A 22506-nucleotide genomic window follows, 5' to 3' on the forward strand; every position below is an offset into this window, starting at 1 on the left:
CCCGGCGCCGTCACGGCGCCTTCCGTTCTCGTTTCGCGTCTTCGACGAGCCAGGTTTCCAGCGCGGAGACCACGGCGTCAACCATCGCTTCGTGCGGCACGTCGACCGACTGGACGGTAAGGTCCGCCTCCGCATAGACCGGATAGCGCGCATCCACGAGCGCCCTCAGCGTCCCCTCGGGATCTGCCGTCTGCAGAAGCGGCCGCGTCGGCCGGCGACGGACCCGCTCAAAGAGCAGTTCCCAGTCGGCCCTCAGCCAGATCGATATGCCGGCACTCCGGATTGCCGCCCGGGTCTCCGGGTTCATGAAGGCGCCACCGCCTGTGGCAATGATCTTGCGCGGCTCGCGCAGCAGGCGTGCGATCACGCGCCGTTCGCCCTGGCGGAAATAGTCCTCGCCGTGCTCGGCGAAGATCTCGGATACCGTCTTCTTGGCGGCCTCCTCGATCGCAGTGTCGGCGTCGATGAAGGTAAGGCCAAGGCGACCGGCCAGGCGCTTGCCCACCGACGTCTTGCCGGCTCCCATCATGCCCACCAGCACCACCGAGCGACCGCCGAGCAGTTCGACAATACGCGCATTGACGCTGGCGCGCCGATGGGCGGCGTCGGGATCGCGGCTGCGGCTGGTCTTGACGTCGGTCATGAGAAGTCTCATGGGTTGGGGCGGCGCATCTGTCAAGCTGTTAGCGCTGCCGAGCGATCTTGCCGGACCGCACCCCCGAGCGGAATCATGCCGACCATCACACGCTTTCTCGGCTACCTCCTCCTTCTGGCCGCCATCGCCACGACAGCGGTGCTGGCTCTGGCCTATCTGGTCGCGCCGGAACCACGGACCTTTACCGTCCCGATCGATCCTTCCGTGCTGTCGGATGCGCGGCCGCTGTCGCCGCCCCCGGCCGCTCCGACACCGGATCCGGCCATCACCGGTTCGGTTGGTGACGCCCCGACAAATCCGCCTTCCGACGCGCCATGAGCATCAGCAACGCCACACTGGTCGAGACCTATCTCGAGGCGACAAGCATAGAGAACGCAGCCTCGGACAATACGCTCGCCGCCTACCGAGCCGACCTCGACCTCTATGTCGGCTTTCTCTCCGGTCGAGGACGCGGCCTTCTCGACGCGGCGACGGAGGATGTCGAGGATTTCGTTGCCGGGCTCGCCACCGAAGGCTACGCGGCCTCCACCCAGGCCCGCCGCCTGTCCGCCGTTCGTCAGTTGCACAAGTTTCTCTACGCCGAAGGGCGACGCGCCGACGACCCCACGACTCGGGTGGACCGTCCGCGTACGCGTCGCCCGCTGCCCAAGGTGCTCTCCATCGACGAGGTCGGGCGACTGATGGACGCGACCGCGGCCACGGCCGCCGAGCCTGTCGAGGACAACGCCGAAGCGCTGCGCCGAAGCCGCTTCTGGGCCATGCTGGAAACGCTTTATGCGTCCGGACTGCGCGTCTCCGAGCTCGTTTCGCTTCCGGCCGGCGCCATTCGCGAAACCACCTCGGCCATCACCGTGCGCGGCAAGGGCGCCAAGGATCGGTTGGTGCCGATCGGTGACACGGCGCGTGCCGCCGTCCTTTCCTATCGCAGCCTTCTGAAGGCGAGTGGGCGTCACGTTGGCAGCCCGTTCCTGTTCCCGGCCAACTCAGAGACCGGCCATGTGACGCGCCAGAGTTTCGCACGCGAACTGAAGGACGCCGCCGCCCGGCTGGGTATCGCGCCGGAGAAGGTGTCGCCGCATGTCTTGCGCCACGCCTTTGCCAGTCACCTGCTGCAAAACGGCGCCGATCTCCGCATCGTCCAGGAACTGCTCGGCCACGCCGACATCGGCACGACCGAGATCTACACCCATGTTCTGGAGCACCGCCTTGCCGCACTCGTTGCCGATCATCATCCACTGTCAGAGCGATAATGCCCTTGGTATTGGCACGGAGATGGTCACAGAATTGCCTGCATTTGCGGCGATTGGCGTTGACAAGGCGACGATCGGAAGCCAAGTGTTCGCGGTCGCCGCACCTTTGGTTGTCCCTGGGGATCAAGACGGCGGCCGGGGCACCATGAAGAGAGCCGGATGAGAAGCTATCTCGACTTTGAGAAACCCATCGCCGACCTTGAGGGCAAGGTTCAGGAGCTGAAAGCCCTGGCCGACGGCGGATCTGCCCTTTCCATCGACGACGACATCGCCAAACTCGAGACGAGCGCCGCCCAGGCGCTGGCCGACATCTATGCGCGCCTCACGCCCTGGCAGAAAGCGCTGGTCGCCCGTCATCCCGACCGGCCGCATGCCGTCCGCTACATCGAACAGCTGATTACCGACTGGACGCCGCTGGCCGGCGACAGGAACTTTGGAGAGGACGCCGCGATCCTGGCCGGCCTTGGCAGCTTCCGGGGCCGCCCCGTCGCCGTGATCGGCCAGGAGAAGGGCCACGACACGCAGACGCGCATCCGCCACAACTTCGGCATGGCGCGGCCGGAAGGCTATCGCAAGGCCATCCGGATCATGGAACTGGCCGACCGCTTCAATCTCCCCTTGATCTCGCTGGTTGACACCGCTGGCGCCTATCCCGGCATCGGCGCCGAGGAGCGCGGCCAGGCCGAGGCCATCGCCCGCTCGACACAGGTTTGCCTTCGGATCGGCGTGCCGATCGTCTCGGTCGTGATCGGCGAAGGCGGTTCCGGCGGCGCCATTGCCATTGCCACGGCCAACCGCGTGTTCATGCTTGAGCATTCCATCTATTCCGTGATCTCGCCTGAAGGCGCCGCTTCCATTCTCTGGAAGGACTCGGCCAAAGCGCAGGACGCGGCGATGAACATGCGCATCACCGCCCAGGATCTCGCACGTTTCGGCATCATCGACGGCATCATCGACGAGCCGATCGGTGGCGCTCATCGGGAGCCCGACCGCGTGGTCGAAGCGGTCGGCAGCGTCATCGAGGCTGCTTTCGCCACCTTCGACGGAAAGAGCCGAGACGAGATTCGAGCCGACCGTCGCCGCAAGTTCCTGGCGATCGGCCGCGACCTCAAGATCTGAAATCGGGCTCGCCCTTGATTTTTCCGGCGCTTTGCCATGAATTTCTCACGTTTCCATTGGAAACGTGAGAGCCGGTACCCCCCGGCAAACGGATGCGCAGCTCATTCGGCGCGCCATCTCGACCTTGATGCGACGGTAACCATTCGGTAACCATGACCATCGAGGATCGCTTCATGATATGCTGTTCGGCGCCCCGGGGGATGGCCGGACACTCCCCGCCAGCACCCGTTCGGTGCCGCGGTATCCATGAGTGAAACGGAGAGCATGACGTCGTTCCGCCCGAACCAGCCCTCTCCTGGCATCTCGATAACCGGTCGCCTTGCTCGGCTTGCCGGCGCTCTTGGTCTTGTCGTTCTCCTTGCCGCCTGTCAGGCCGATGAAATCGGCTATGGCTATGGCCCCAAGGACCAGCGGCCGGTATCGGCGAAGACGATTGAGCTCATGAAAAAGCTCAACATGAAGCTGTCTTCCCCTGTGCTGATGCGCATCTTCAAGGAAGAGAGCAAGTTCGAGGTCTGGAAAATGAATGCGAGCGGCCGCTACGAGCTGCTCAAGAGCTATGATATCTGCCGTTGGTCCGGCAATCTCGGGCCGAAGGTCAGGGAGGGCGACCGGCAAGCGCCGGAGGGCTTCTACAACATTTCTCCCGGCCTGATGAATCCCAAGTCGGACTGGTATCTGGCCTTCAACACCGGCTTCCCCAACGCCTACGACCGGGCCAACAATCGCACCGGTTCGGCGCTGATGGTACATGGTTCCTGCTCGTCTCGCGGCTGCTACGCCATGACCGACCCGCAGATCCAGGAAATCTATGCCCTGGCCCGCGAGGCTTTTCGCGGCGGCCAGAGGACGTTCCAGCTGCAGGCTTTCCCGTTCCGTCTGAACGGCAAGAACATGGCCAAGCACTGGAACGACCCCAACATGCCCTTCTGGAAGATGCTCAAGGAGGGCTACGACACCTTCGAGATGACCCACAAAGAGCCGAAGGTGGACGTCTGCGGCCGCAAGTACGTGTTCAACGCCAATCCCGCCCAGCCGCTCGACACCGTCGCCGCCTGCCCCGCCGATCTGGGACAACCCAAGGAACTCGTCGCCTCGCTCCAGACGAGAGCCAAGGCCGATTACGCCGAGGCAGAGGTGCTGTTCGCCAAACTGGAGGAAGAGCGCAAGGCCGAGGAGGACAAGCGCATCCAGGTGGCGCTCGCCGCCGAGAAGCGAAAGGCCGATGCTGAAAAGGCGCGGGCCGACGCCGAGGCGGCTCGCATCGAGGCCGAGCGCAATCCGAGCGCAATCGCCCGCCTGTTCGGCGCCGAACCCAACCCGGAGGCCGGGATCACGGTGGGACCGGTGATCGTTCCGCCGACCGGCGCGCCGGTTCCGATAGCCGATCCGCGCGGACCACGGATTCACGCCGTAGCGATGGCGGACCCCGTCGAGCAGGAGCGTGCCGGCGCCATCTCCCGCCTGTTCTCGTTCATGACCGGCAGCGACAAGAGCGAGACGGTGCCCGCCGCGCCCACCACGCCGGTAGCCACCGCCGACCCCGGCCCGCTTCCGGCGCCAACGTCTCCCGTCGTCGCCCCATCCAAGCCGAGCGCGCCAACGGCGCCTGTCGTGCCGGTGCCCCCGCGCCCCGCAAACGTCGACCAGCCGGCTGCGATCACTCCACAGCCGGCCGCGCAGCCGGTCTGTGCGATGCCCGGCGCAGTAGTGCCGGCCGGCACGCCGCCTTGCCCGGCCGTAGCAGCGACGCCAAGCGAGCAGGACAAGAACATTCTCGATCGCATCGGAAACTGGTTCTAGCGCGAAGAAATGGCCCGCCTTCAACTGACACCAAGAAAGAATGGAAACGGCGAGGTTCCAGGCGGCAATGCAATTGTGGAAGACCATCTAAAGGCATCGGCATGGAGAGCATCTGCTGGGAGCTCCGAGGAAAAACGATAGCTCAACTAAAGAGAGAGCTAGACACCTTTGAAGATGACGGTATTTTTGTAGAAATATCTACGGATGACGGAGAGACGACACACCCCATAAGCCTAGTCGGGCGACACGATGGGAAGTGCGTCTTGTTCTTTGTTGACCCAGCACAGCGTCGCGATTGATGAGCTTGCCGCCAGCTTCCCGCAGCCTTCTGCACATGTTGCGGCGCCTCGGACAGCGGCGTTCGGTGTTCTGGGCGGCAAACGAAACGTCTGCTAGGCCACTTTTGGATGTCATGATTCCAGGCTTCTGAATGAGGAAGTCGTGGATGATGCGACACCGCTGCCAACAGCAACTCCATCCGCGCCAAAACCGGTCGGCGAAAACTTGGCCCATGGCGCCCAGAATGTGAGAGCGACAAAGCTTCATCATCACATGCTGGGACGAAACATCTCGTCAGTTACATGGCGAGTATCGCCAGGCGCGGTGAACGGCGGCGCTTCGGGAGCTGCCGTTTTGGTCTTCCGCTCCCAATGGGACCGAGTTAAGCTGCCTTCATGAGCACCCTTTCGATCGACGTCCAGCGCGCCGCCATAGAGGATGCCGCAGACATCGCGGCCGTCCACGATGCCGCTTGGCGCTACGCCTATCGAGGACTTCTCGACGGTGTCGAGCTCGAGCGGATGATCGAACGGCGGGGGCCTCACTGGTGGGCCAAAGCCATCTCGCGCAACGTCGCCATGTTGGTGGTGAAGGTGGAAGGCCGCGTTGTCGGCTACGCGACCCTTGGGCCAAGCCGCATGCGTGCGCTTCCTTTCCAGGGCGAGGTCTACGAGCTTTATCTTCATCCCGACATGCACGGCATCGGCCTGGGGAGAAGGCTGTTCGAAGAAGCGAGAGCGGCCCTTGCCGACATGCATCTCGACGGTCTGGTCGTCCGCGTCCTCGCGGCCAACGCCGTTGGCGTCGGCTTCTATGAAAGGCTCGGCGGTCAGGAAGTGGTCGGTTCGAGCGAGAAGATCGCCGGTCGTCTCGTGCCGGTCGTCGTCTATGCCTGGCCACCGGTCGGGCGAGGCTGAAAATCGGGCAGTTTCCCGCCTCCTACGCGTTCTCTTCGCCTTGCTTTCGCCCCACCATTACGGATAAACACGTGCTCTCGACTTTGTTTCTTTTCAAGGATTAATCATGCGCATCGACGCCGTTCCCATCGGCAACAACCCGCCCGAGGACATCAACGTCATCATCGAGGTGCCGCTCGGAGGTGAGCCGATCAAGTACGAGATGGACAAGGCAGCCGGTGCCATGTACGTCGACCGCTTCCTCTACACGGCGATGCATTACCCGGGCAACTACGGCTTCGTGCCGCACACCCTGTCCGACGATGGCGATCCCATCGACGTCATGGTGGTCAACACCCGCGCCATCGTTCCCGGCGCCATCATGAACTGCCGTCCGATCGGCGTGCTCAAGATGCAGGACGAGAGCGGCCACGATGAGAAGATCATCGCCGTCCCCTCAAACAAGCTGACGACCCGCTATTCCAAGATCAAGACGGTCGACGACCTGCCCGAGATCACGGTTCACCAGATCGAGCATTTCTTCGAGCACTACAAGGATCTGGAGCCGGGCAAGTGGGTGAAGGTGATCGGCTGGGGCGGCGTGGACGAGGCTGCCGAACTGATCATGGCAGCCATAGCCAGCGCCAAGGCCAAGGGCGACGCCTGACGCCCCTCCCGCTTGATCTGGACTCGTCCGGCTCAAGCGGGTTTCGGCCTGACCCGCCGGCGTTTCCGCTCCCGTTACTCGCTCGGCCCGTTACTCGCTCGGCCCGTTACTCGCTCGGATGGAAGACCAGCGCTACGCCGTTGATGCAGTAGCGCAGACCGGACGGCGGCGGACCATCGTCGAAGACATGACCGAGGTGCGACCCGCAATGGGCGCAATGCACCTCGGTCCGCACCATGAAATGACTGCGATCGACGGACGTTTCGACAGAGCCAGGCTCCGGCTCGTTGAAGCTCGGCCAGCCGGTGCCGCTCTCGAACTTGTCATTCGAGGCGAACAGAGGCGTGTCGCAGCCGGCACAATGGAACACGCCCCGCCGCTTCTCGTGAAGCAACGCGCAACTGCCAGGCGCCTCGGTGCCATGACCGCGCATGACGCGATACTGCTCCGGGGTGAGCAGGCGCTGCCACTCCTCGTCGGTGCGCGTGATGGGGAAGGTCTCGACGGTCATGGCGGGCTCCCGTAAACGGTCTCGGCGACAATGCCGCCTTCTACGTGGGAACCCTTAACATAGATCGCAAGTCAGTTGCGGTCGACGTTCTCGTCGCTTTCCGCCCCCACGCTCGGCTCACCATCGCTCGCGACGGTTTCCGCCGGCTTGTCCTCCGGATCCACCCATTTGATCAGGAAAACCCAGGCGGCATAAACGAAGACACCGGCGGTCAACACCATCCACATCGGGTCCTTGACCACGAAATTCTCGTAGCAAGCCCAGGCTCCGGTTACCGCCACCAGCAGAACACGCCGCCAAAGAGGACGATAGAAAGGGTGATTTAGATCGGAAACGCGCTTCATCCGTCCTCCCGCCACCGGCCGGTCAGCCTTCGTCAAGGCGCCCAATCCCCGGAACGCCCGGAACTTAGTGGATGGCGCGGAGCGAGGCAACCTCGGGGCCTCGCCCGATCCCTCCCCCACGTCGGCTGTTCCACTCACGGGGTTTTGAGCCCCGACACGGCATCCTGATCGACTTCTTCTCGCATTCGCACTGGCAAAAACCGATCATCTACGCATAATCACCTAATCAACCAGTCCATTCCACCGGATGACGGGAGACCCGCCTTGACGAAGGATCAATCGACGCTCTTCGACCACCCTGAAGGCTACGGCGCGATCAGCCGCGCCCTGCACTGGCTGATGGCAGCGCTGTTCGCCTGGCAGTTTCTTTCAGTCATACTTCACGCCGTCGACCGCGAAATGCCGGCGGCCCGCTTTTTCTGGTCCTGGCACATGTCGGTCGGCTTCCTGCTACTGATCGCCGTCGTCCTGCGCGGCGTCTGGGCGCTCGTCAACCTTGGCAACCGACCACGCCATGCCGCCGGGTTTCTTGGCGTTGCCGCTCGCCTGGGACACCTCGCCCTTTATCTCTTGATGTTGGCCGTGCCGACGGTGGCCGTTCTCAGGGCCTATGGCAGCGGTCGCGGCTTTTCGGCTTTCGGCATCGAGGTGTTTGCCGGTGGCGGCGAGCGGATTCCCGAGCTGATGGCTCCGGCCAATGCCGTACATGGCCTTCTCGGCTGGGCGTTGCTCGCCCTGACGCTCGGCCATATCGCCATGGCTCTCGCCCATACCTACCTCTGGCGCCAGGATACCCTGACGCGCATGGTGCGCGGGCGCCCAGCCCCGATCGGTGGAGCGGAGTAGCCGTCATTGCCGCTCACGGGGCGATGCGATGGCCCGTCGTCTTGTCGAAGAGGTGGAACGCGCCGGGCGCCGGCTGCAGGGCGACGGCGTCGCCGGACGTGGGGCGAAGCCGCTTGTCCATGACGCGAGCGATAAGCTCCCCGGCCGCCGTTTCGACATGCACATAATACTCGGCGCCGAGGGCCTCGACCAGGCGAATGCGACCGGCGAGCCCAGGCTCACTGGCATCGGCAATGCGAATGTCCTCCGGCCGGACGCCGAGAAGAAGTGCTCCACCGTGATCGGCCGGGCGCGCTCCAAGATCGAGGGCACCGAAGGCGGGAGTCTGCCCTTCGGCGACCTCGATCAGGTTCATCTTCGGTGATCCAAGGAAGCGGGCGACGAACAGGTTGGCCGGCCGCTCGTAAAGCTCTTCCGGCGTCCCGACCTGCATCAGGTTGTGGGTGTGGCCATCCTTGAGTGGCGCGAAGACGGCAATCCGGTCCCCCATGGTCATCGCTTCGGTCTGGTCGTGTGTCACGTAGATCATGGTCGCGCGGATACGCTCGCGAAGCTGCATGATCTCGCCACGCATCGATACCCGAAGATCGGCGTCGAGGTTCGACAGGGGCTCGTCGAACAGAAACACCTCGGGGTGCCGGACGATCGCCCGCCCCAGGGCGACGCGCTGGCGCTGTCCGCCGGAGAGCTGGGCCGGCCGGCGGCCAAGATAGGGACCAAGGTCGAGAATGTCGGCCGCTTCCTTCACCCGCTGGGCGATCTCTGCGGCGGACCGCCCCGCCATCTTCAATGGAAAGCCGATGTTGCCGGCGACCGTCATGTGCGGATAAAGCGCGTAGCTCTGGAACACCATGGCGACGTTTCGGTCCGACGGCGCAAGCCCGGTTACCGAGCGACCGCCGATCCGAATATCGCCCGACGTGGTTTCCTCGAGACCGGCAATCATCCGGAGCGCGGTAGACTTGCCGCAGCCGGACGGCCCGACGAAGACGATGAACTCGCCATCATCGACCTTGAGGTCGAGGCCGGCGATCACACCAACCTTGCCGAAGGACTTGGCAACGGACTTGAACTCGATCTCGGCCATGGTCGTTTCCCGGATATCTCGAGGCGGTAAAGCGTTGGAATCAGCCCTTGACGGCGCCGGCGGTCATCGACCGGCCGATCTGGCGATACATCAGAAGACCGAGGATGAGCGGCGGCAGCGTCGCCAGGATCATGACGGCCGCCGCCACGCCCCAACGTACGCCGCCACCGGAGGCGGCGAAGAAGAACGAGGCGCCGACCGACACCGGCGTTGCGCTGTTGGTTGTCAGCATCAGGCCGAACAGGAACTCGTTCCACGAATAGATGAAGGCCAGGACCGAAGAGGCGGCGACGACATTGAGTGACATCGGCGCCACGACATAGACGAGGAGCCGCAACGTGCCGGCTCCGTCGACGCGGCCGGCCTCCTCGATCTCCAGCGGCAGATCGGCGATCGACGAGGCGAACAGCACCAGAACGAGCGGCACATTGACCAAGCAGAGGATCAGCGCCAGGCCGAAGCGGGTGTCGAGCAACCCCACTTGCTGGTACATCAGGTAGATGGGGATGGCGAAGATGATCAGCGGCACGGCACGGAGATTGACGGCGAGCGGCAACAGCCAGCTGCGCCCCACGCCGAACCGCGCCATGGCGTAGGCGGCGGGGAAGGCCAGAGCAATCGCCAACGCCGAACCGATCAGCGAGGCGACAAGGCTGTTCGTCAGGAAATGCAGGATATCGAAACGGTCGGCCATGGCGAAGACGGCCGCGTAGTTGTCGAGCGTCGGCGCCTCGATTATCAGCGAAGCATTGGTCATGATCTCCGCCTCGCTCTTCAGCGAGGTGACCAGCGTCGCGATCACGGGGAAGTTCAGGATCACCACGGCGGCGATGAACACCAGCCATCGCAGGGCGTTGACGAGGGGCTTCCTCATAGCGGCGCCTTTCTGGCGGTGAGGCCGTTGATCAACCAGAGCACCACGAAGGATGCCACGAGCAGCAGCATCGAGGCGGCGACGGCGAGACCGATGTCACCGACCTTGAAGAAGGCCTGATAGATGTAGATGCTCATCGAGGTCGTCGAACCGCCAGCACCTGGCCCGACCAGGGTGTAGAGGTTGTCGAACACGCGAAAGCTGTCGATGAAGCGGATGAAGAAGGTGATCCCGATGGCCGGCATCATCAAGGGAAGGTCGATGTTGAAGAACAGTCGCCGCCCGCGAGCCCCGTCCAGAGCCGCCGCCTCTCGGACATCCGGCGAGATCGCCGCGTAGGACGAGTGCAGGATCAAGAGCGCGAAGGGCGTCCATTGCAGAGTCTCCACGACCACCAGCGTCGTGAAGGCCCAGTCTCGACCCAGGAAGGCCGGGAAGTCGCCATACCATTCGAGAAGATAGTAGGGCACCGCACCGACGAACTCGTGCAGGATCAACCGGTACATCAGGCCGACCAACGCCGGCGCCACCATCATCGGCAGCATCAGCAAGGCGATCAGCCAGGGCCGTTTTGCAAACAACGGCGCCAGAAACACCGCAAGCCCGAGGCCAGCCACCACCTGGATGACGGAAACGATCAACCCGAAGCGCAGGGAGAACCAGGCCGCGGCCCAGAACTCCGGATCGGCGATGGCCTTGGCGTAGTTGGAAAAGCCGATCGGTTCCGGCGCGCGAATGTTCTCGAAGCCGACGCGGGAGATCGAATAGATGATGTCGAGAACGAGCGGGAACCCGAGAAGGGCGATGAGAAAGACCGTGAGCGGGGCGATCAGAAGGCGCCCCTCGAAACGGGAAGTCCGTGGCATACGGGTCTCGTCCTCGAAAGATCGGCGACGGCGGAAAGGTACCGCACGCCGGTCGGGGGGAGACCGGCGTGCGGAACGGCGGTGCGGCGCTGCTGGCTCAGTTATCGAGTTTACCGCAATCCGCCGGGGTTGGAACAGTGGCGGTCAGGCCGCCACCGTCCAGATGCGATCAGGGCTTCAGGAGGTCGGCCATGCCCGCCTTGGTCGCAGCGAGCGCTTCGTCGAGCGACTTGTCGCCGGCCCAGTAGGCGGTGAACTCCTTGGCCTGCAACTCGTAGACCTGCAACGCCTTGGCCGCCGTGCCGCCATGCATGACGAAGCCGTAGGCGCCGGCGAACTGGCCGAGCTTGACGAGGTCGGGTCGTTCGGCGCTGACCTTGGCCACCACCGCGTCGCTGAGCGCCGGAGAACCGCCAGCCTTGGCATAGATCTCCATGGCATCGGGCGTGCCAAGCCAGTTCAGGAACCTGACGGCGCCTTCCTTGTTCTTGGACGCCTTGTTGATGCCGAGACCGAGGCCGTGAATATGGGTGAATCGCCCTGCCGGACCGGTTGGCGGGGCAACGGTGCCGATCTTGCCGGCGACCGCAGGCGTCTTTTCCTTGTTGTCGAGATCGCCGAAAGCGGCATTCCACTGCACCATCGTGGCCACCTGGCCGGCTCCGAAGGCGGCATTGGATTCGGCGAACTCGTACGTGGTGGAGTCCTTGGGCGAGGTACCCGCGTCGTAAAGCTTCTTGTAGATTTCGAGCGCCGTACGATAGGCCGGGCTGTCGACGACGATCTCGCCCTTGTCATTCATCCAGTCGCCACCCTGGGCGCGCGCCACCGAGTGCCAAACCATCATGTTGAAGAGCAGGTTCTTCATCTGGAGAACCGTGCCGTAGCGGGTGGGGCTATCAGAGTTGATCGACTTGGTGAAGAACAGCGCCGTCGCCATCCAGTCTTCCCAGGTCCACGCATCCGGGTCCTTGGGCTCGAGCTTCTTGCCGAGATACTTCTCGGAGATCTCGCCATACTTCGCCTTCCAGTCGGCGTCGGACAGCAGCTTCTCGATGAGGTCGGTGCGATAGTACATGAAGTGCAACGACAGGTCGGTCGGTATGCCGTACTGCTTGCCGTCATACTGCATGGTCGCCAGCACCTTCTCGGGGAAGGTCGCCTTGGAAGCGTCCGGCAGCGTGATCGGATCCATGAACGGCGCATAGCGACCGAGCGCGTATGTGGCGAGAAGGTTGACGTCGAAGTCGGTCGAGCCGGCGGCGAGATCGGCGGCCAGCTTGTCGAAGAAGCCGTCACGATTGAAGAAGATCAGCTTCACCTTATCGGCGTCGGCAGCGGTGGCGTTATAGGCGTCCGCCGCCTTGCGAAGGCCGGCCTCCTCAGGTCCTCCCGGCCAGCCGAGAACGGTTACCTCGGCCATGGCTCCGGTCACACCCAACGCCGCGAACAGGGCGGCACTGGTCAGCAGGGTTTTCAGTCGCGTCATTTTGTGTCCCCTTGGATTCTATAATGTGCGACGGGCGAGATCGGCGGCGCCGATCACGCCAGCGGATTTTCCGAGAGCCGCGGCGCGGATCTCGGGCTTCAGATGTGGCGGCAAATGCGCCAGCCGCGCTTCGAGGCGCGCGCGGTAGCCGTCGGCCAGGCCAACGCCGCCGCCAACGACCATGACGGCCGGATCGAACAGCAGTTGCAGGTTTTCGAGAAGCCGAGCGACCACGTCGATGGAGCGGTCGACGACGGCGGACGCCCAGGCCTCGCCACGCGCCGCCGCAGCAAAGACGGCCGGCGCGTCGACCGAATGGCCGAGCGCCGCGGCTGCATCGGCCAGAAAGCTGCCGCTCGCAAGCGTTTCGAGCGGAACCCCGGTCGTCTCATGAGTGAAGCCGACCGAGCCGGCGACACCACCGCGACCGACGAGCAAGCGCCCGCCGATGACGGCGCCGCCACCGATCCCCGTGGAGACGGTGACGAACACAAGATCACGGCCGGCGCCGGCACCGAAGCGATACTCGCCCCAGGCGGCCGCCTGCGCATCGTTGTGGAGCACCACCGGCTTGTCGAGACGGCTCGCCAGAGCATCCGCCAACGGATAGTTCGCCGAAACCGGCAGCGTACCGGGATTGAGCGCCGACCAGCGGCCACCATGCACAACACCGGTCACCGCGCCGCCCACCGCGCCATATCGACCCTGCCAGGGGGCCGCCAGCTCGGCGATGGCGTTGCACCAGTCATCCGGATCGACCTGCCTGTCGGTGCTTCGCTCACGCGCCTCGATGACGCGATCGCCGTCGACCAGCGCCACCAGCGTCTTGGTGCCACCGAGATCGAAAGCCAAAGCCGGTTGGGTGGCAGCCGCGCGGGCCATGCCGATGGCATCGGCAAACCAGCGCGTGATGTGCTCGGGACGGGTGATGGCCGAACCGACGACGACGCCGTGGGCGCCGAGCCGGATCGCCTCCGCCGCCTGCTCCGGCACGCGGATACGTCCCTCGGCGATCACGGGCCGCCCGAGACGAACGGCGGCGGCGAGCAACGGAAAATCGGGTTCAGACGGTTCCGGGCCGCCGGTATAGCCGGACATGGTGGTGCCAACCACATCGACACCGAGCGCCACCGCCGCCCTCGCCTCTTCGATGGTCGAGATGTCGGCCATCGCAAGCTTGCCGCGGGAATGGACCGCCTCGCAAAGGTCGGCGACGGGCACCGGCCGGACGCGATCGGTCGCATCGAAGGCGATGATATCGGCACCGGCATCCGCCAGCGCAATGACGTCTTCAAGGAAAGGCGTGATGCGCACCGGCGAGCTATCGAGGTCGCGCTTGATGAGGCCGATGATCGGCGCATCGGTTGCCGCCCGCACCGCCCGCAGGTTGGCGATGCCCTCGATACGAAGCCCGCGACCACCCGAGGCCAGAGCCGCCAGCGCAAAACCGACCACCTGATCGGGATGATCGAGCGGCCCTTCCGGCACCGGCTGACAGGAAACGACGAGCGATGAGGCAAAGCGCTGGAGGCAGTCGGACACGGTTTCCTCGCTGCTGTTCACTGGCTTAGTGGTAGCAGCGGAAGAACCAGTCAGCAACCAGTTTGGACTAAAGGCCTATAATTTGCTCAACTGGTATCATAGTGATCACATTCAATCTTGAGCGCGCAGCTCAACCAAAAAGTCATAGCGCTCGCCGCAATAGTAGGTGCGCGTGAACTCCACGGGCGTACCGTCGGCGGTGAAGCAGCGACGTTCCGCAACCAGCAACGGCGCGCCGATCTCCAGGTGAAGCAGGCGCCCGTCCTCGATACCGGCAACGGCGGCCCGAAGCCGCTGCAAGGCCCTGACGGGTCGGCGGTTCCGCTCGGCGAGCACGTCGTAAAGCGAGCCGGTAACCACTTCCGGATCGTCCAGCACGTCGGCCGGCACCACGGCGTGTTCGATGGCCATCGGCATGCCATCGCCGGTACGCAGACGCTTCAAGCGGCATACGCGCGCGCCGACCGACAGGTGCAGCGCCATGATCTCGGCCGGCGACGCCGGGCCGACTTCCCGGCTGATCCACATCATCCCCGGTTCAATGCCGCGCGAGCGCATGTCCTCGGAAAAGGAAGTGAGCGCCGACAGCGGCTTTTCGACCCGTTCCGCCACGGCAGTGCGCGCGCCGTGGCGGCGAATCAGCACGCCGTCGCCGACCAGCGCCTCGATGGCCTTTCGCACCGACGTGCGGGAGACGTCGATCGCCTCCGCGAAGTCCCGCTCCCCGGGAAGAACGTCGCCGGTCTCGAGTACGCCTTCGGTGATCGCCTGCCGAAGCGCCGCCGCGAGGTCACGATAGATGACACCGCTCGAATGCCGATCGAGAGCACCGCGAAGAAACTGGATGAGGGACGTTTGGCTGAGCACGAAGTCGGACATTGGCCTGCGGAACGATCGTGAGTTGTGCGTCCGATGTATCAGGTCGGGTCCGAAAGAGAAACACGGCGAGAGGTCATGGTGGCGGCACGTTGCCGCCCAACAATCGCCACGGGCTCCCGGCACGATCCGGAAACGCGCAAAGGATGGAAAATGGTGCCCCAGGCCGGACTCGAACCAGCACGTTCTCGCGAACAACAGATTTTGAGTCTGCCGCGTCTACCATTTCGCCACTGGGGCAACGGAGGCGGAATATAGCGGTCGGCAACCAGCCGTCAACGGGCGACAGGAAAAAGTTCGCCTCCAAGAGAGCTTTGCAGGCTAAGCGCCGTGCTTAACAAGGCGGAAAGGTCCGGCGCTTACAGTTGTCATGTCACTTGCCAGGAATCCGATCATGCCCATGCGTCAGCCTCCAGCCTCTCCGTCCGCCGCTCCCGGCGGCGCCCAGGCGATCCTGGGCGGCCGCCGTATCGTCGGGCACCTCATGGGACGGCGTGTCGTGACCCAGTCGATCGTCGGCGAAAGCGACGATCCGACGGCGGACGAAATCCGTCCGGTGGCTCTCGTCGTCGACGACAGTCCGATAGCGCGCATGCTGATCGCGAGCATCCTCGAGTCCTTCGAGGTCGATGTGTACGAAGCCGGCGGCAGCGCCGAGGCGCAAGCCGTCGTCAGCACCTGCCGGCCGGATGTCGTGATCGTCGACTGGACGTTGCGCTCGGAGACAGCCGCCGACGTTCTCGACGCCCTTGAGGCGCGCTTCTCGGGCGAACTGCCGCCGGTCGTCATGATCAGCGCCTCGGTGCGCATACCGACCGAACTTCGCGCCACCGCGACGCTGCGCAAGCCCTTCACGCCGCGCGAACTCTACGCGGCACTCGCCACGGCCTTCTCGGGCAAGGGAAGCGGCGCCGCCGAGGCCTGAGCCCCCTCGGCGCCGCCTTTTCTCATCACCTGATCGTCAAGCCGGCCGACGGCGCAAAGCCGCTCGTGGCGCCCATCAGAGTGCCCCCGGCGGTGACGACTGGCGGGTGGGCAAGGATCAGGCACCAGAAGACCTTGTACTTGGAGTTGGGGTTGTAGGCCGTGGCAATGCCCATCAGGGTCATCTCAGGATCCTTCATGCCACGATCATGCGGCGGCGATTGCCGCCACCCCGAGAACGCCTCCGCCAACGTGTGATAGCCAGCCGCGACATTCTCTCCGGCGTTGGAGAAGGGATAGCCATAGCCCTTGAGGCGGGTCCCGAGCAGGGAATGACCGTCGACGTCGTGCCCCATCTTGTCGGCCGCCGCCATCTTGCGCGCATAATCCTCGGCGATGCGGTTGAGGCGTGGATCAAGCGTCAGGGGGGCGATGCCCGATTGCGCGCGATACTGGTTGAGCATGGACAGCGCCTTGTTCTCGTCGACCCGAGCGGTCGGCGAGGCGAGATCCTGGTAAAAGACCGGCTTGGCCGACGGCGGCGGCGCACTCTGGCAGGCAGCGAGAAACAGGGCCGCGCAAAGCGGCAGGAGGGCGAAGGCGCGTCCGGACACGGGAATCTCCATGATGGCTCGATCGGCAAACCGATCGGCGGGTGGATCTGCCACCAAGAACACGAATGGGTGGTTAAATTTCGGCGAAGTCCACGATTGTCGAGCCGCGGCGATTGTCCCTCGCCTTCGCCGCCGCCGGCATGCTAGGCTGAATCTTCTCCGCAATTGTCCGTAGAGAGGTCAGCCTTGTCCGCCCTTGAAGAGATCGCCGCCGTCGCCGGGGAAGCCGTGCTCTGGCGCCGCGATCTGCATCGTCGTCCCGAACTGCTATACGCCCTTGACGAAACCTCCGCCTTCGTTGCCACAAAGCTCGACGCTTTCGGGTTCGACGAAGTGGCGAGAGGCGTCGGGGGCAGCGGTGTCGTCGGCGTGCTCCGGGGGCGGCCGGGCACACGCGCCGTGGCCCTGCGCGCAGATATGGACGCCTTGCCCATCGACGAGATCACCGGCGCGCCCTGGGCATCCGAAACACCCGGAGCCATGCACGCCTGCGGCCACGATGGCCACACGGCGACGCTCCTCGCCGCCGCCCGCCATCTTGCGGACGACCGCGATTTTTCCGGCACCGTCGTTTTCGTGTTCCAGCCGGCCGAAGAAGGCGGCGCCGGAGCCCGGGCAATGATCGAGGATGGGCTGTTCCAAAGGTTCCCGGTGGACGAGATCTACGGAATCCACAATCTGCCGGGGCTGCCGGTCGGGCGCTTTGCCGTACGCCCCGGCGCCATCATGGCCTCTACCGACCGCTTCTACATCGACATCCTCGGCCGAGGCGGACACGCCGCCCGCCCACACGAAACGATCGACCCCATTCTGGTGGGCGCCCAGATGGTCACCGCCCTTCAGTCGATCGTCGCGCGCAACACTGATCCACTTGCATCGGGCGTCGTCTCGGTGACCACCTTTCATGCCGGCAACACCGACAACGTCATTCCGCAGGCCGCTCGCCTGTCGGGTACGGTTCGAGCGCTTGACGAGAAGGTTCGCGCCGACCTTGAAACGTCGGTCGGCCGTATCGCAATGGCCGTGGCTTCGACGTTCGGGGCCGAAGCGCAGGTTGCCTACGAGCGCGGCTATCCAGTCACCGTGAACCACCTCGAGCCAGCGGCACGAGTTGGCGATGTCGTCGAAGGCCTGTTCGGCAGCAAGGCGATCAACCGGACCGCAGCGCCGTTGATGGCCGCCGAGGATTTCTCCTACTATCTGGAGCGCGTACCCGGCGCCTACTTCTTCATGGGCAATGGTCCCTCGGCCGGTCTTCACCACCCCGCCTACGATTTCGCTGACGACGCCATTGCCCCAGGCGCCGCCGTCTGGGCGGCCTTGGCCAAGGCGAGCCTCGCCGCTGCGACGTGACTTCTCCAGGGTTTAAGGCTTTGGGAACAGTCGCCTTCTAGGCTGCCCGAGCAGCCGATGCGGGCTGCCCGGAGGACACAATGCTCCGTCTCTTGTGGTTGGTACTGGCTGCAACGGTGGTGATCGGCTTCTTCGCCCCGGAGCTTCAGCGATTCGCCGCTCTGCCCGAAGCCAAAGACACACCCGCGCCGACGGTCAAGCCGAAATCGGCCCTCCCCTTTGGCAGGGTCGAAATCGCTGCCGACGGCCGTGGCCACTTTGTCTTCACCGGCCGCGTCAACGGCCGGCCGCTCTCCATGCTGGCCGACACCGGCGCGACGCTGGTGGCGCTGCGCGCCTCCGACGCCCGGACCGCCGGACTGATCGTCCTGCCCGGCGACTACACGGCAAAGGTCTCAACCGCCGGAGGCGTGGCCGAGGCCGCGCGCGTCCGCCTGCGCGAGGTCGAGGTCGGCGACATCAGGGTGACCGATGTCGAGGCCTTCGTCCTGTCCGACGAACAGCTCGCCACCAACTTGCTGGGAATGAGTTTCCTCAGCCGCCTCAAGTCCTTCTCCATCGAAAACGGACGGCTTGTCCTCAGCCAGTAAGAGGCTCGCCAGCATGCCCCGGTCAGAACTCAGGGCGCCGGGCGACAGGGCTCCTGCCGATCGAGCGGGAAAGCGGTGGATGTCTACTCGGCGGGCTTCGCCTTCATCGCCGTCTGCATACGCTCGGCCGCACCGCGCAGAATGACCCTCAGGATCAGGGTACCACTCTCATCCTTCTCCACCTCCGAGAGCTGACCGTCGACGCGTGCGACGGCGGCCTTGAGGGCGGCGAATGCCAGATTGCTGTCAGCGGCACAGCCCCCCTTGGCACCGGCGGCAGCGCGCACTTGCACCTGTAGGCCTGCGGTCTCGAAGTCGATACCCCTCAGGTCGACCTTCATGTCGACCGGCAAGGTGCCAAGCTCCGAATAGGCGGCAAAGGCGGCAAACCGCACCACGGACCGCAGATTGTCCTTGCCACCCGCCAGCTCCGGATCTTCGCCTTCCACCTCGAAGTGCTGCACGGCCCCGGCTTCCTTGGCAGCATCGAGCCATTCGCGCACGAAGTCTGCGGCCTGCACGTGCTCGCGCCCCTTTTTGCCTCCACCCATCAACGCTAGGCAGGCTTCCAGCATCTGCTTGTATTCGAAGACCCGCACGGTGGACCGGATAACCTCTTCCTCGCCGGACTTGAGCGCGGCCTCCGCGGCGACGCGTGCGCCGTAGATCGCGCTGATGTCGACGCCAACGAGGACGTTGACCGGGGCACGCGTTTCCGAGCCGAGCACCAGCGAAGCCATCAGCGCCTGCTTCGGCCCGTTCGGCGTGGGGAACTCCACCGCCCGGATACCGCTCTTGTAGGTCTCGACGTAGGCCTTCAGGCTGAGACGCGCCCCGCTCGTTACGTCGCGGAACATCAGAGGAGACACCTCGTTGGTCCGCAGAACGTCACGACCGAACAGGCGGGCGCAGGACGGGTTGCCGAAGAAGGGGTGACCATCGGTATTGACCTGCAAGACGGCGAAGGGGGAAGACTCGATGATGGTGTCGGCCACCATGACGCGCGTCCGCCAAACATCCGCGAGCATCGAACGCAGACACTCGAAGGCAAAGGTCAGCTTGCCGACCTCGCCCCCCCACGACCGAAGCGGCTGGCCGCGATCGGCAGAGGCGGGGTCATGCAGCATGGCCTCAACGCCCGCACGGACCCGACGCAGCGGCCACCACACCATCATCATCATGACCAGCTCGGTGATGCCGGCCGCCGCCATGCCCCCTCCGACCGCAATCGTAACCGCCCGTTCGTCTCGAACGGTTTCGAGGCTGGTGATCTCCCCGACGTCGACCCTCAGAAAGATATGAAAGGGCGTCTGCGAAGACTCGGGCGGATAATAGAAGTCTGCCTTGGCGCTGCCTGCCGGGCGGAACACTGTGCGCCCGGTGCGCATGACCGCATTGAAACTCGTCTCGATATGCTCGCCAAACGCCTGCTGCTCGTGCCCGGAGCCATCGTACAACCCACCGCCTCGGATAGCGCCAATCACCACCAACCGCTCGGCGACCCGGGTGATCTCGTCGGCCTTGCTTTGGAAACGAGGATCGATGGCCGCCGACAGGATCTTGCCAACATCGGCATAGCGTCGTTCGAGGTAGCGCTCATCATCGTGCTCGCGCACAACGCTGGTGATCGAGAGAAGGGCGGCAAACACCGCGCCGAACGCAAGTATCGACGGCCTGAAGATCGTGGATATGTGGAAGGCCGCAGATGCCACAGGATGAGTTCTCTCGAGGAAAGCGCCGGACCGCACTGTCTCGATCTTACCAGTCCCGTGTTGCCGGCTCGTTAACCGCCAAACGTCGGCCAATGCCGGACAGGACTGCCCCGACAAGATGCTCGGGGCTAACCCGTGAAGGCGATCGTGTTTCCCTGGCGCGGCTTCAAGTAGAACACATGCCTGAGATTGTAGACGGAATTGCCAGTGATGCTCTTCATGACGTTGGCGAAGGGCGAGGTGAAGGCATAGGTAACCTGCCCGACAACGACCTCATCGCCGACCGTGGCAATGGTACTGGGAACCGCGAGGTCGGCGGGCGGCGCCACATTGACCGCCGCGGCGGTGTCGTGTCGCGCCTGCGACCAGGCGACCTTCTGCCCCGACGCGGTAATGTCGACGACGACCAGCACGACCTTTGCCTCAGAGGCGTCGTATGGCTCGAGAATGGCCGTTGTCGCATCGAAAATGCTGTTCATCATCGCCGAGCTGACGGAAGTCTGCTGCGCGACGAGATCGGATATGGTGCTGGCGGCGCGGCTGACCTTGCGATCGACGATCAACGCCGTCGTCACCTCGCCACAACCGGCGTAGATGATCAGCATCAGCGGCAGGATCAAAGCGAACTCCACCGCCGATACACCCCGCCGCTCCACCGCGAAGCGCCGAACAAGCCGCAGCCCAAGCCGCCCGAACCGCGCTACCATGGGAAGGGCTCCGTCTGAAAGGCGACAACGGCGCCAAGCAACTGGTCGCCGTTCGCCAGCCTCGTACTGGTGCGCGCAAGCATGTTGAAAAGGACCGGCCAAGCGTAAAAGCTGCGGACCACGATGATCTCGTTCTTGTTGCCGTTGGTATACTTCGTCGTGGTGATGTTGCCGTCCTCATCGAGCGGACTGGTTGGCGCGTAGGACGCGAAGCTCGAATAGGACTGCACATCGACGTAAAGACGCGTCTGGCAGTCGACGAGATTGACCATGCCGTCACAGACCTTGGTCTTGAACATCTCCTGGGAAAGCGGCAGTGCCTTTGCCTCGCCCGTTCGGATCAGGCGGGAGGCCGACACCGTGGCCGTGTCGAGAATCTGCCCAACGAAGAACATCAGCGCCATTTCGAGAATGGCGAACAGCAGCAGGAAGAACGGAATCGAGACGATGGCGAACTCCACGGCCACCGCGCCGCGCCGATCGGACAAGAGCCGCGCACGCGGAGACGCGTCATCGCCGGCCGCACCGGTGAAGCGAGTACGATGGAGGGGCCAGATCCTAAGCAATGAGGCTTCTCCCGCTGCGAATAGGCTCGCAGGAGCGGAGTGTGCCCCCGAACACCTTACCAAGCAGTTTAACCGATCGTGAACTATTGGCTGTTCGGAGCGGCGGGAACGGAAGCGTCCGAGGAACTCCCGCTGGCGCCCGTCGCCGTGGTGGCCGGAGCGCCACTGCCCGAGCCATTGTGCTGGGCGACCTGCCCCAGAATGCCGCCGAAATGCTTCGAATCGTCACCAGGAACAACGGCGGGCTGACAGTCCGGCAGGCAAGTCAGGGATTGCCGCTTGGCCCCTTTGTAGACGGTGACCAGGTTTTCCGTCGCGGCGAGCACGGCGAGCTGGACGTCGGTGATGGTCTCGCCCTCTTCGTCCAGGACGATGAGGTTGGTCTGGCCGTAGGCGCGCCCCGTGACGATCAGCGTCTGCGCATCCTGCAACGTCGCGTCGGCGATCGCCGGATTGCCGATCACGATCGTGCTCGCCGGGGCGGCAAGGCGATAGATGCGGGCCTGGTCGAGTTCGACCTTCACCATGTCGGCGGCGCGACTGGCGACGGGCGCACTGACCGTTGCAACCGCTGCGGCCGCGAGAAGAGCCGAACGCACGAGCCTTGAGGACATGGGACGCTCCGGTAACCATCTGTTCACCGCGATCATCCCGAAAGTTGGTAAACAAAGCGCCAACGTTATCGCACTTCCCCACATTGTGCGGCCGAAGCAGATCGGCGGGGTACAACGGGCTGTTTCAGAATGAGCTTTTCGCGAGCCCCCACGGCGTGGCGAAAAGCAACCTTTTCTGGGCCTTCTCTGTATTTGTGAGCCTCCAGCACAAGGTAAAGGAAGAGTTTCTTGCCCAGCAGTTCAGTTAACTTTAACCATCAGACGACTTCTGCCAATAGGGGCGAGTTTCTACGATCACTTTAACTCGCTGGAAACAGCTCAC

At 64.2% G+C, this 22506-nt stretch carries 24 protein-coding genes and 1 tRNA gene; 10 read left to right on the forward strand and 15 right to left on the reverse strand.

Annotation, left to right across the window (positions count from 1 at the left end; all coding sequences use genetic code 11):
- Positions 1-10: 10 nt before the first annotated feature.
- On the reverse strand, positions 11-643 hold the full coding sequence (locus tag M4J40_RS02640; RefSeq protein ID WP_251751894.1) for a shikimate kinase: 633 nt from the start codon (positions 641-643) through the stop codon (positions 11-13).
- Positions 644-730: 87 nt separating this feature from the next.
- Between M4J40_RS02640 and M4J40_RS02645 the strand changes: the two genes are divergently transcribed.
- The 6 genes from M4J40_RS02645 (at position 731) to ppa (ending at position 6669) form a co-directional block, all read left to right on the forward strand.
- Complete coding sequence (locus M4J40_RS02645) at positions 731-973, forward strand: hypothetical protein (RefSeq protein ID WP_251751895.1); 243 nt, start codon at positions 731-733, stop codon at positions 971-973.
- Complete coding sequence (locus M4J40_RS02650) at positions 970-1905, forward strand: site-specific tyrosine recombinase XerD (RefSeq protein ID WP_251751896.1); 936 nt, start codon at positions 970-972, stop codon at positions 1903-1905. Before M4J40_RS02645 ends, M4J40_RS02650 begins: the two co-directional genes overlap by 4 nt.
- 159 nt (positions 1906-2064) lie before the next feature.
- Complete coding sequence (locus tag M4J40_RS02655; protein ID WP_251751897.1) at positions 2065-3024, forward strand: acetyl-CoA carboxylase carboxyltransferase subunit alpha; 960 nt, start codon at positions 2065-2067, stop codon at positions 3022-3024.
- A 264-nt stretch (positions 3025-3288) separates the two neighbouring features.
- On the forward strand, positions 3289-4827 hold the full coding sequence (locus M4J40_RS02660; protein WP_251751898.1) for a L,D-transpeptidase family protein: 1539 nt from the start codon (positions 3289-3291) through the stop codon (positions 4825-4827).
- 674 nt (positions 4828-5501) lie between these two features.
- Positions 5502-6023, forward strand: a complete 522-nt coding sequence (locus M4J40_RS02665) for a GNAT family N-acetyltransferase (RefSeq protein WP_251751899.1) — start codon at positions 5502-5504, stop codon at positions 6021-6023.
- 106 nt (positions 6024-6129) lie between these two features.
- Positions 6130-6669 (forward strand): inorganic diphosphatase, encoded by a 540-nt coding sequence (gene ppa / locus M4J40_RS02670; RefSeq protein ID WP_251751900.1) that lies wholly within the window; start codon positions 6130-6132, stop codon positions 6667-6669.
- A gap of 106 nt (positions 6670-6775) precedes the next feature.
- Here ppa and msrB read toward each other — a convergent pair whose 3' ends face one another.
- Positions 6776-7180, reverse strand: a complete 405-nt coding sequence (gene msrB, locus M4J40_RS02675; RefSeq protein WP_251751901.1) for a peptide-methionine (R)-S-oxide reductase MsrB — start codon at positions 7178-7180, stop codon at positions 6776-6778.
- 71 nt (positions 7181-7251) lie between these two features.
- The gene (locus tag M4J40_RS02680) at positions 7252-7524 is read right to left on the reverse strand and encodes a DUF3329 domain-containing protein (RefSeq protein ID WP_251751902.1); all 273 of its coding nucleotides are present in this window, start codon (positions 7522-7524) and stop codon (positions 7252-7254) included.
- A 264-nt stretch (positions 7525-7788) separates the two neighbouring features.
- On the opposite strand from M4J40_RS02680, the gene M4J40_RS02685 reads away from it, so the two are divergent.
- Positions 7789-8370 carry a cytochrome b gene (locus M4J40_RS02685; protein WP_251751904.1) on the forward strand — a complete coding sequence of 194 codons (582 nt, stop codon included), beginning with the start codon at positions 7789-7791 and terminating at the stop codon, positions 8368-8370.
- Between the two features lie 13 nt (positions 8371-8383).
- Here M4J40_RS02685 and M4J40_RS02690 read toward each other — a convergent pair whose 3' ends face one another.
- The 7 genes from M4J40_RS02690 to M4J40_RS02720 form a co-directional block, all read right to left on the reverse strand.
- Complete coding sequence (locus M4J40_RS02690) at positions 8384-9457, reverse strand: ABC transporter ATP-binding protein (RefSeq protein ID WP_251751905.1); 1074 nt, start codon at positions 9455-9457, stop codon at positions 8384-8386.
- 40 nt (positions 9458-9497) lie between these two features.
- Entirely contained in the window at positions 9498-10331 is an 834-nt protein-coding gene (locus M4J40_RS02695) for a carbohydrate ABC transporter permease (RefSeq protein WP_251751906.1), read from the reverse strand.
- Positions 10328-11197 carry a carbohydrate ABC transporter permease gene (locus M4J40_RS02700; protein ID WP_251751907.1) on the reverse strand — a complete coding sequence of 290 codons (870 nt, stop codon included), beginning with the start codon at positions 11195-11197 and terminating at the stop codon, positions 10328-10330. The genes M4J40_RS02695 and M4J40_RS02700 overlap by 4 nt, the downstream gene beginning before the upstream one ends.
- Positions 11198-11366: 169 nt before the next feature.
- A complete protein-coding gene (locus M4J40_RS02705) occupies positions 11367-12686 on the reverse strand; it encodes an extracellular solute-binding protein (protein ID WP_251751908.1) in 1320 nt (439 codons plus the stop codon).
- Between the two features lie 18 nt (positions 12687-12704).
- Entirely contained in the window at positions 12705-14228 is a 1524-nt protein-coding gene (locus M4J40_RS02710; RefSeq protein ID WP_251751909.1) for a putative N-acetylmannosamine-6-phosphate 2-epimerase, read from the reverse strand.
- Positions 14229-14339: 111 nt separating this feature from the next.
- Positions 14340-15107: a GntR family transcriptional regulator gene (locus M4J40_RS02715; protein WP_251751910.1), complete on the reverse strand. Its 768-nt coding sequence runs from the start codon at positions 15105-15107 to the stop codon at positions 14340-14342.
- A gap of 151 nt (positions 15108-15258) precedes the next feature.
- Positions 15259-15344: transfer RNA gene (locus M4J40_RS02720), tRNA-Leu, on the reverse strand.
- Positions 15345-15498: 154 nt separating this feature from the next.
- Here M4J40_RS02720 and M4J40_RS02725 point away from each other — a divergent pair.
- Positions 15499-16029, forward strand: coding sequence for a response regulator (locus tag M4J40_RS02725; RefSeq protein WP_251751911.1), 531 nt, complete (start codon positions 15499-15501; stop codon positions 16027-16029).
- Between the two features lie 25 nt (positions 16030-16054).
- Here the strand turns inward: M4J40_RS02725 and M4J40_RS02730 are convergent, their stop codons facing one another.
- Entirely contained in the window at positions 16055-16642 is a 588-nt protein-coding gene (locus M4J40_RS02730; protein WP_251751912.1) for a CAP domain-containing protein, read from the reverse strand.
- A 186-nt stretch (positions 16643-16828) separates the two neighbouring features.
- On the opposite strand from M4J40_RS02730, the gene M4J40_RS02735 reads away from it, so the two are divergent.
- Positions 16829-17995, forward strand: a complete 1167-nt coding sequence (locus tag M4J40_RS02735) for an amidohydrolase (protein WP_251751914.1) — start codon at positions 16829-16831, stop codon at positions 17993-17995.
- A gap of 80 nt (positions 17996-18075) precedes the next feature.
- The gene (locus M4J40_RS02740) at positions 18076-18585 is read left to right on the forward strand and encodes a TIGR02281 family clan AA aspartic protease (RefSeq protein WP_251751916.1); all 510 of its coding nucleotides are present in this window, start codon (positions 18076-18078) and stop codon (positions 18583-18585) included.
- An 83-nt stretch (positions 18586-18668) separates the two neighbouring features.
- On the opposite strand, the gene M4J40_RS02745 is transcribed toward M4J40_RS02740, so the two are convergent.
- From M4J40_RS02745 to M4J40_RS02760, 4 genes are all read right to left on the reverse strand, one after another.
- Entirely contained in the window at positions 18669-20297 is a 1629-nt protein-coding gene (locus M4J40_RS02745) for a hypothetical protein (RefSeq protein WP_251751917.1), read from the reverse strand.
- A 128-nt stretch (positions 20298-20425) separates the two neighbouring features.
- Positions 20426-21004 (reverse strand): TadE/TadG family type IV pilus assembly protein, encoded by a 579-nt coding sequence (locus M4J40_RS02750; RefSeq protein WP_251751919.1) that lies wholly within the window; start codon positions 21002-21004, stop codon positions 20426-20428.
- Positions 20998-21570 (reverse strand): TadE/TadG family type IV pilus assembly protein, encoded by a 573-nt coding sequence (locus tag M4J40_RS02755; RefSeq protein ID WP_251751921.1) that lies wholly within the window; start codon positions 21568-21570, stop codon positions 20998-21000. The genes M4J40_RS02750 and M4J40_RS02755 overlap by 7 nt, the downstream gene beginning before the upstream one ends.
- Before the next feature lie 83 nt (positions 21571-21653).
- A complete protein-coding gene (locus tag M4J40_RS02760; protein WP_251751923.1) occupies positions 21654-22184 on the reverse strand; it encodes a pilus assembly protein N-terminal domain-containing protein in 531 nt (176 codons plus the stop codon).
- Positions 22185-22506: the final 322 nt, after the last annotated feature.

Origin of the sequence: Pleomorphomonas sp. JP5 (assembly GCF_023721815.1) — a bacterium.
Lineage (GTDB): Bacteria > Pseudomonadota > Alphaproteobacteria > Rhizobiales > Pleomorphomonadaceae > Pleomorphomonas.

Excerpts from the sequence above, each read along its gene's own strand:
- M4J40_RS02655 (WP_251751897.1), top strand. The coding sequence starts at position 2,065 with ATGAGAAGCTATCTCGACTTTGAGAAACCCATCGCCGACCTTGAGGGC.
- M4J40_RS02660 (WP_251751898.1), top strand. The coding sequence starts at position 3,289 with ATGACGTCGTTCCGCCCGAACCAGCCCTCTCCTGGCATCTCGATAACC.
- M4J40_RS02640 (WP_251751894.1), bottom strand. The coding sequence starts at position 643 with ATGACCGACGTCAAGACCAGCCGCAGCCGCGATCCCGACGCCGCCCAT.
- M4J40_RS02705 (WP_251751908.1), bottom strand. The coding sequence starts at position 12,686 with ATGACGCGACTGAAAACCCTGCTGACCAGTGCCGCCCTGTTCGCGGCG.
- msrB (WP_251751901.1), bottom strand. The coding sequence starts at position 7,180 with ATGACCGTCGAGACCTTCCCCATCACGCGCACCGACGAGGAGTGGCAG.
- M4J40_RS02715 (WP_251751910.1), bottom strand. The coding sequence starts at position 15,107 with ATGTCCGACTTCGTGCTCAGCCAAACGTCCCTCATCCAGTTTCTTCGC.
- M4J40_RS02680 (WP_251751902.1), bottom strand. The coding sequence starts at position 7,524 with ATGAAGCGCGTTTCCGATCTAAATCACCCTTTCTATCGTCCTCTTTGG.
- M4J40_RS02665 (WP_251751899.1), top strand. The coding sequence starts at position 5,502 with ATGAGCACCCTTTCGATCGACGTCCAGCGCGCCGCCATAGAGGATGCC.
- M4J40_RS02650 (WP_251751896.1), top strand. The coding sequence starts at position 970 with ATGAGCATCAGCAACGCCACACTGGTCGAGACCTATCTCGAGGCGACA.
- M4J40_RS02645 (WP_251751895.1), top strand. The coding sequence starts at position 731 with ATGCCGACCATCACACGCTTTCTCGGCTACCTCCTCCTTCTGGCCGCC.
- M4J40_RS02760 (WP_251751923.1), bottom strand. The coding sequence starts at position 22,184 with ATGTCCTCAAGGCTCGTGCGTTCGGCTCTTCTCGCGGCCGCAGCGGTT.
- M4J40_RS02690 (WP_251751905.1), bottom strand. The coding sequence starts at position 9,457 with ATGGCCGAGATCGAGTTCAAGTCCGTTGCCAAGTCCTTCGGCAAGGTT.
- M4J40_RS02695 (WP_251751906.1), bottom strand. The coding sequence starts at position 10,331 with ATGAGGAAGCCCCTCGTCAACGCCCTGCGATGGCTGGTGTTCATCGCC.
- M4J40_RS02740 (WP_251751916.1), top strand. The coding sequence starts at position 18,076 with ATGCTCCGTCTCTTGTGGTTGGTACTGGCTGCAACGGTGGTGATCGGC.
- ppa (WP_251751900.1), top strand. The coding sequence starts at position 6,130 with ATGCGCATCGACGCCGTTCCCATCGGCAACAACCCGCCCGAGGACATC.
- M4J40_RS02725 (WP_251751911.1), top strand. The coding sequence starts at position 15,499 with ATGCCCATGCGTCAGCCTCCAGCCTCTCCGTCCGCCGCTCCCGGCGGC.
- M4J40_RS02700 (WP_251751907.1), bottom strand. The coding sequence starts at position 11,197 with ATGCCACGGACTTCCCGTTTCGAGGGGCGCCTTCTGATCGCCCCGCTC.
- M4J40_RS02750 (WP_251751919.1), bottom strand. The coding sequence starts at position 21,004 with ATGGTAGCGCGGTTCGGGCGGCTTGGGCTGCGGCTTGTTCGGCGCTTC.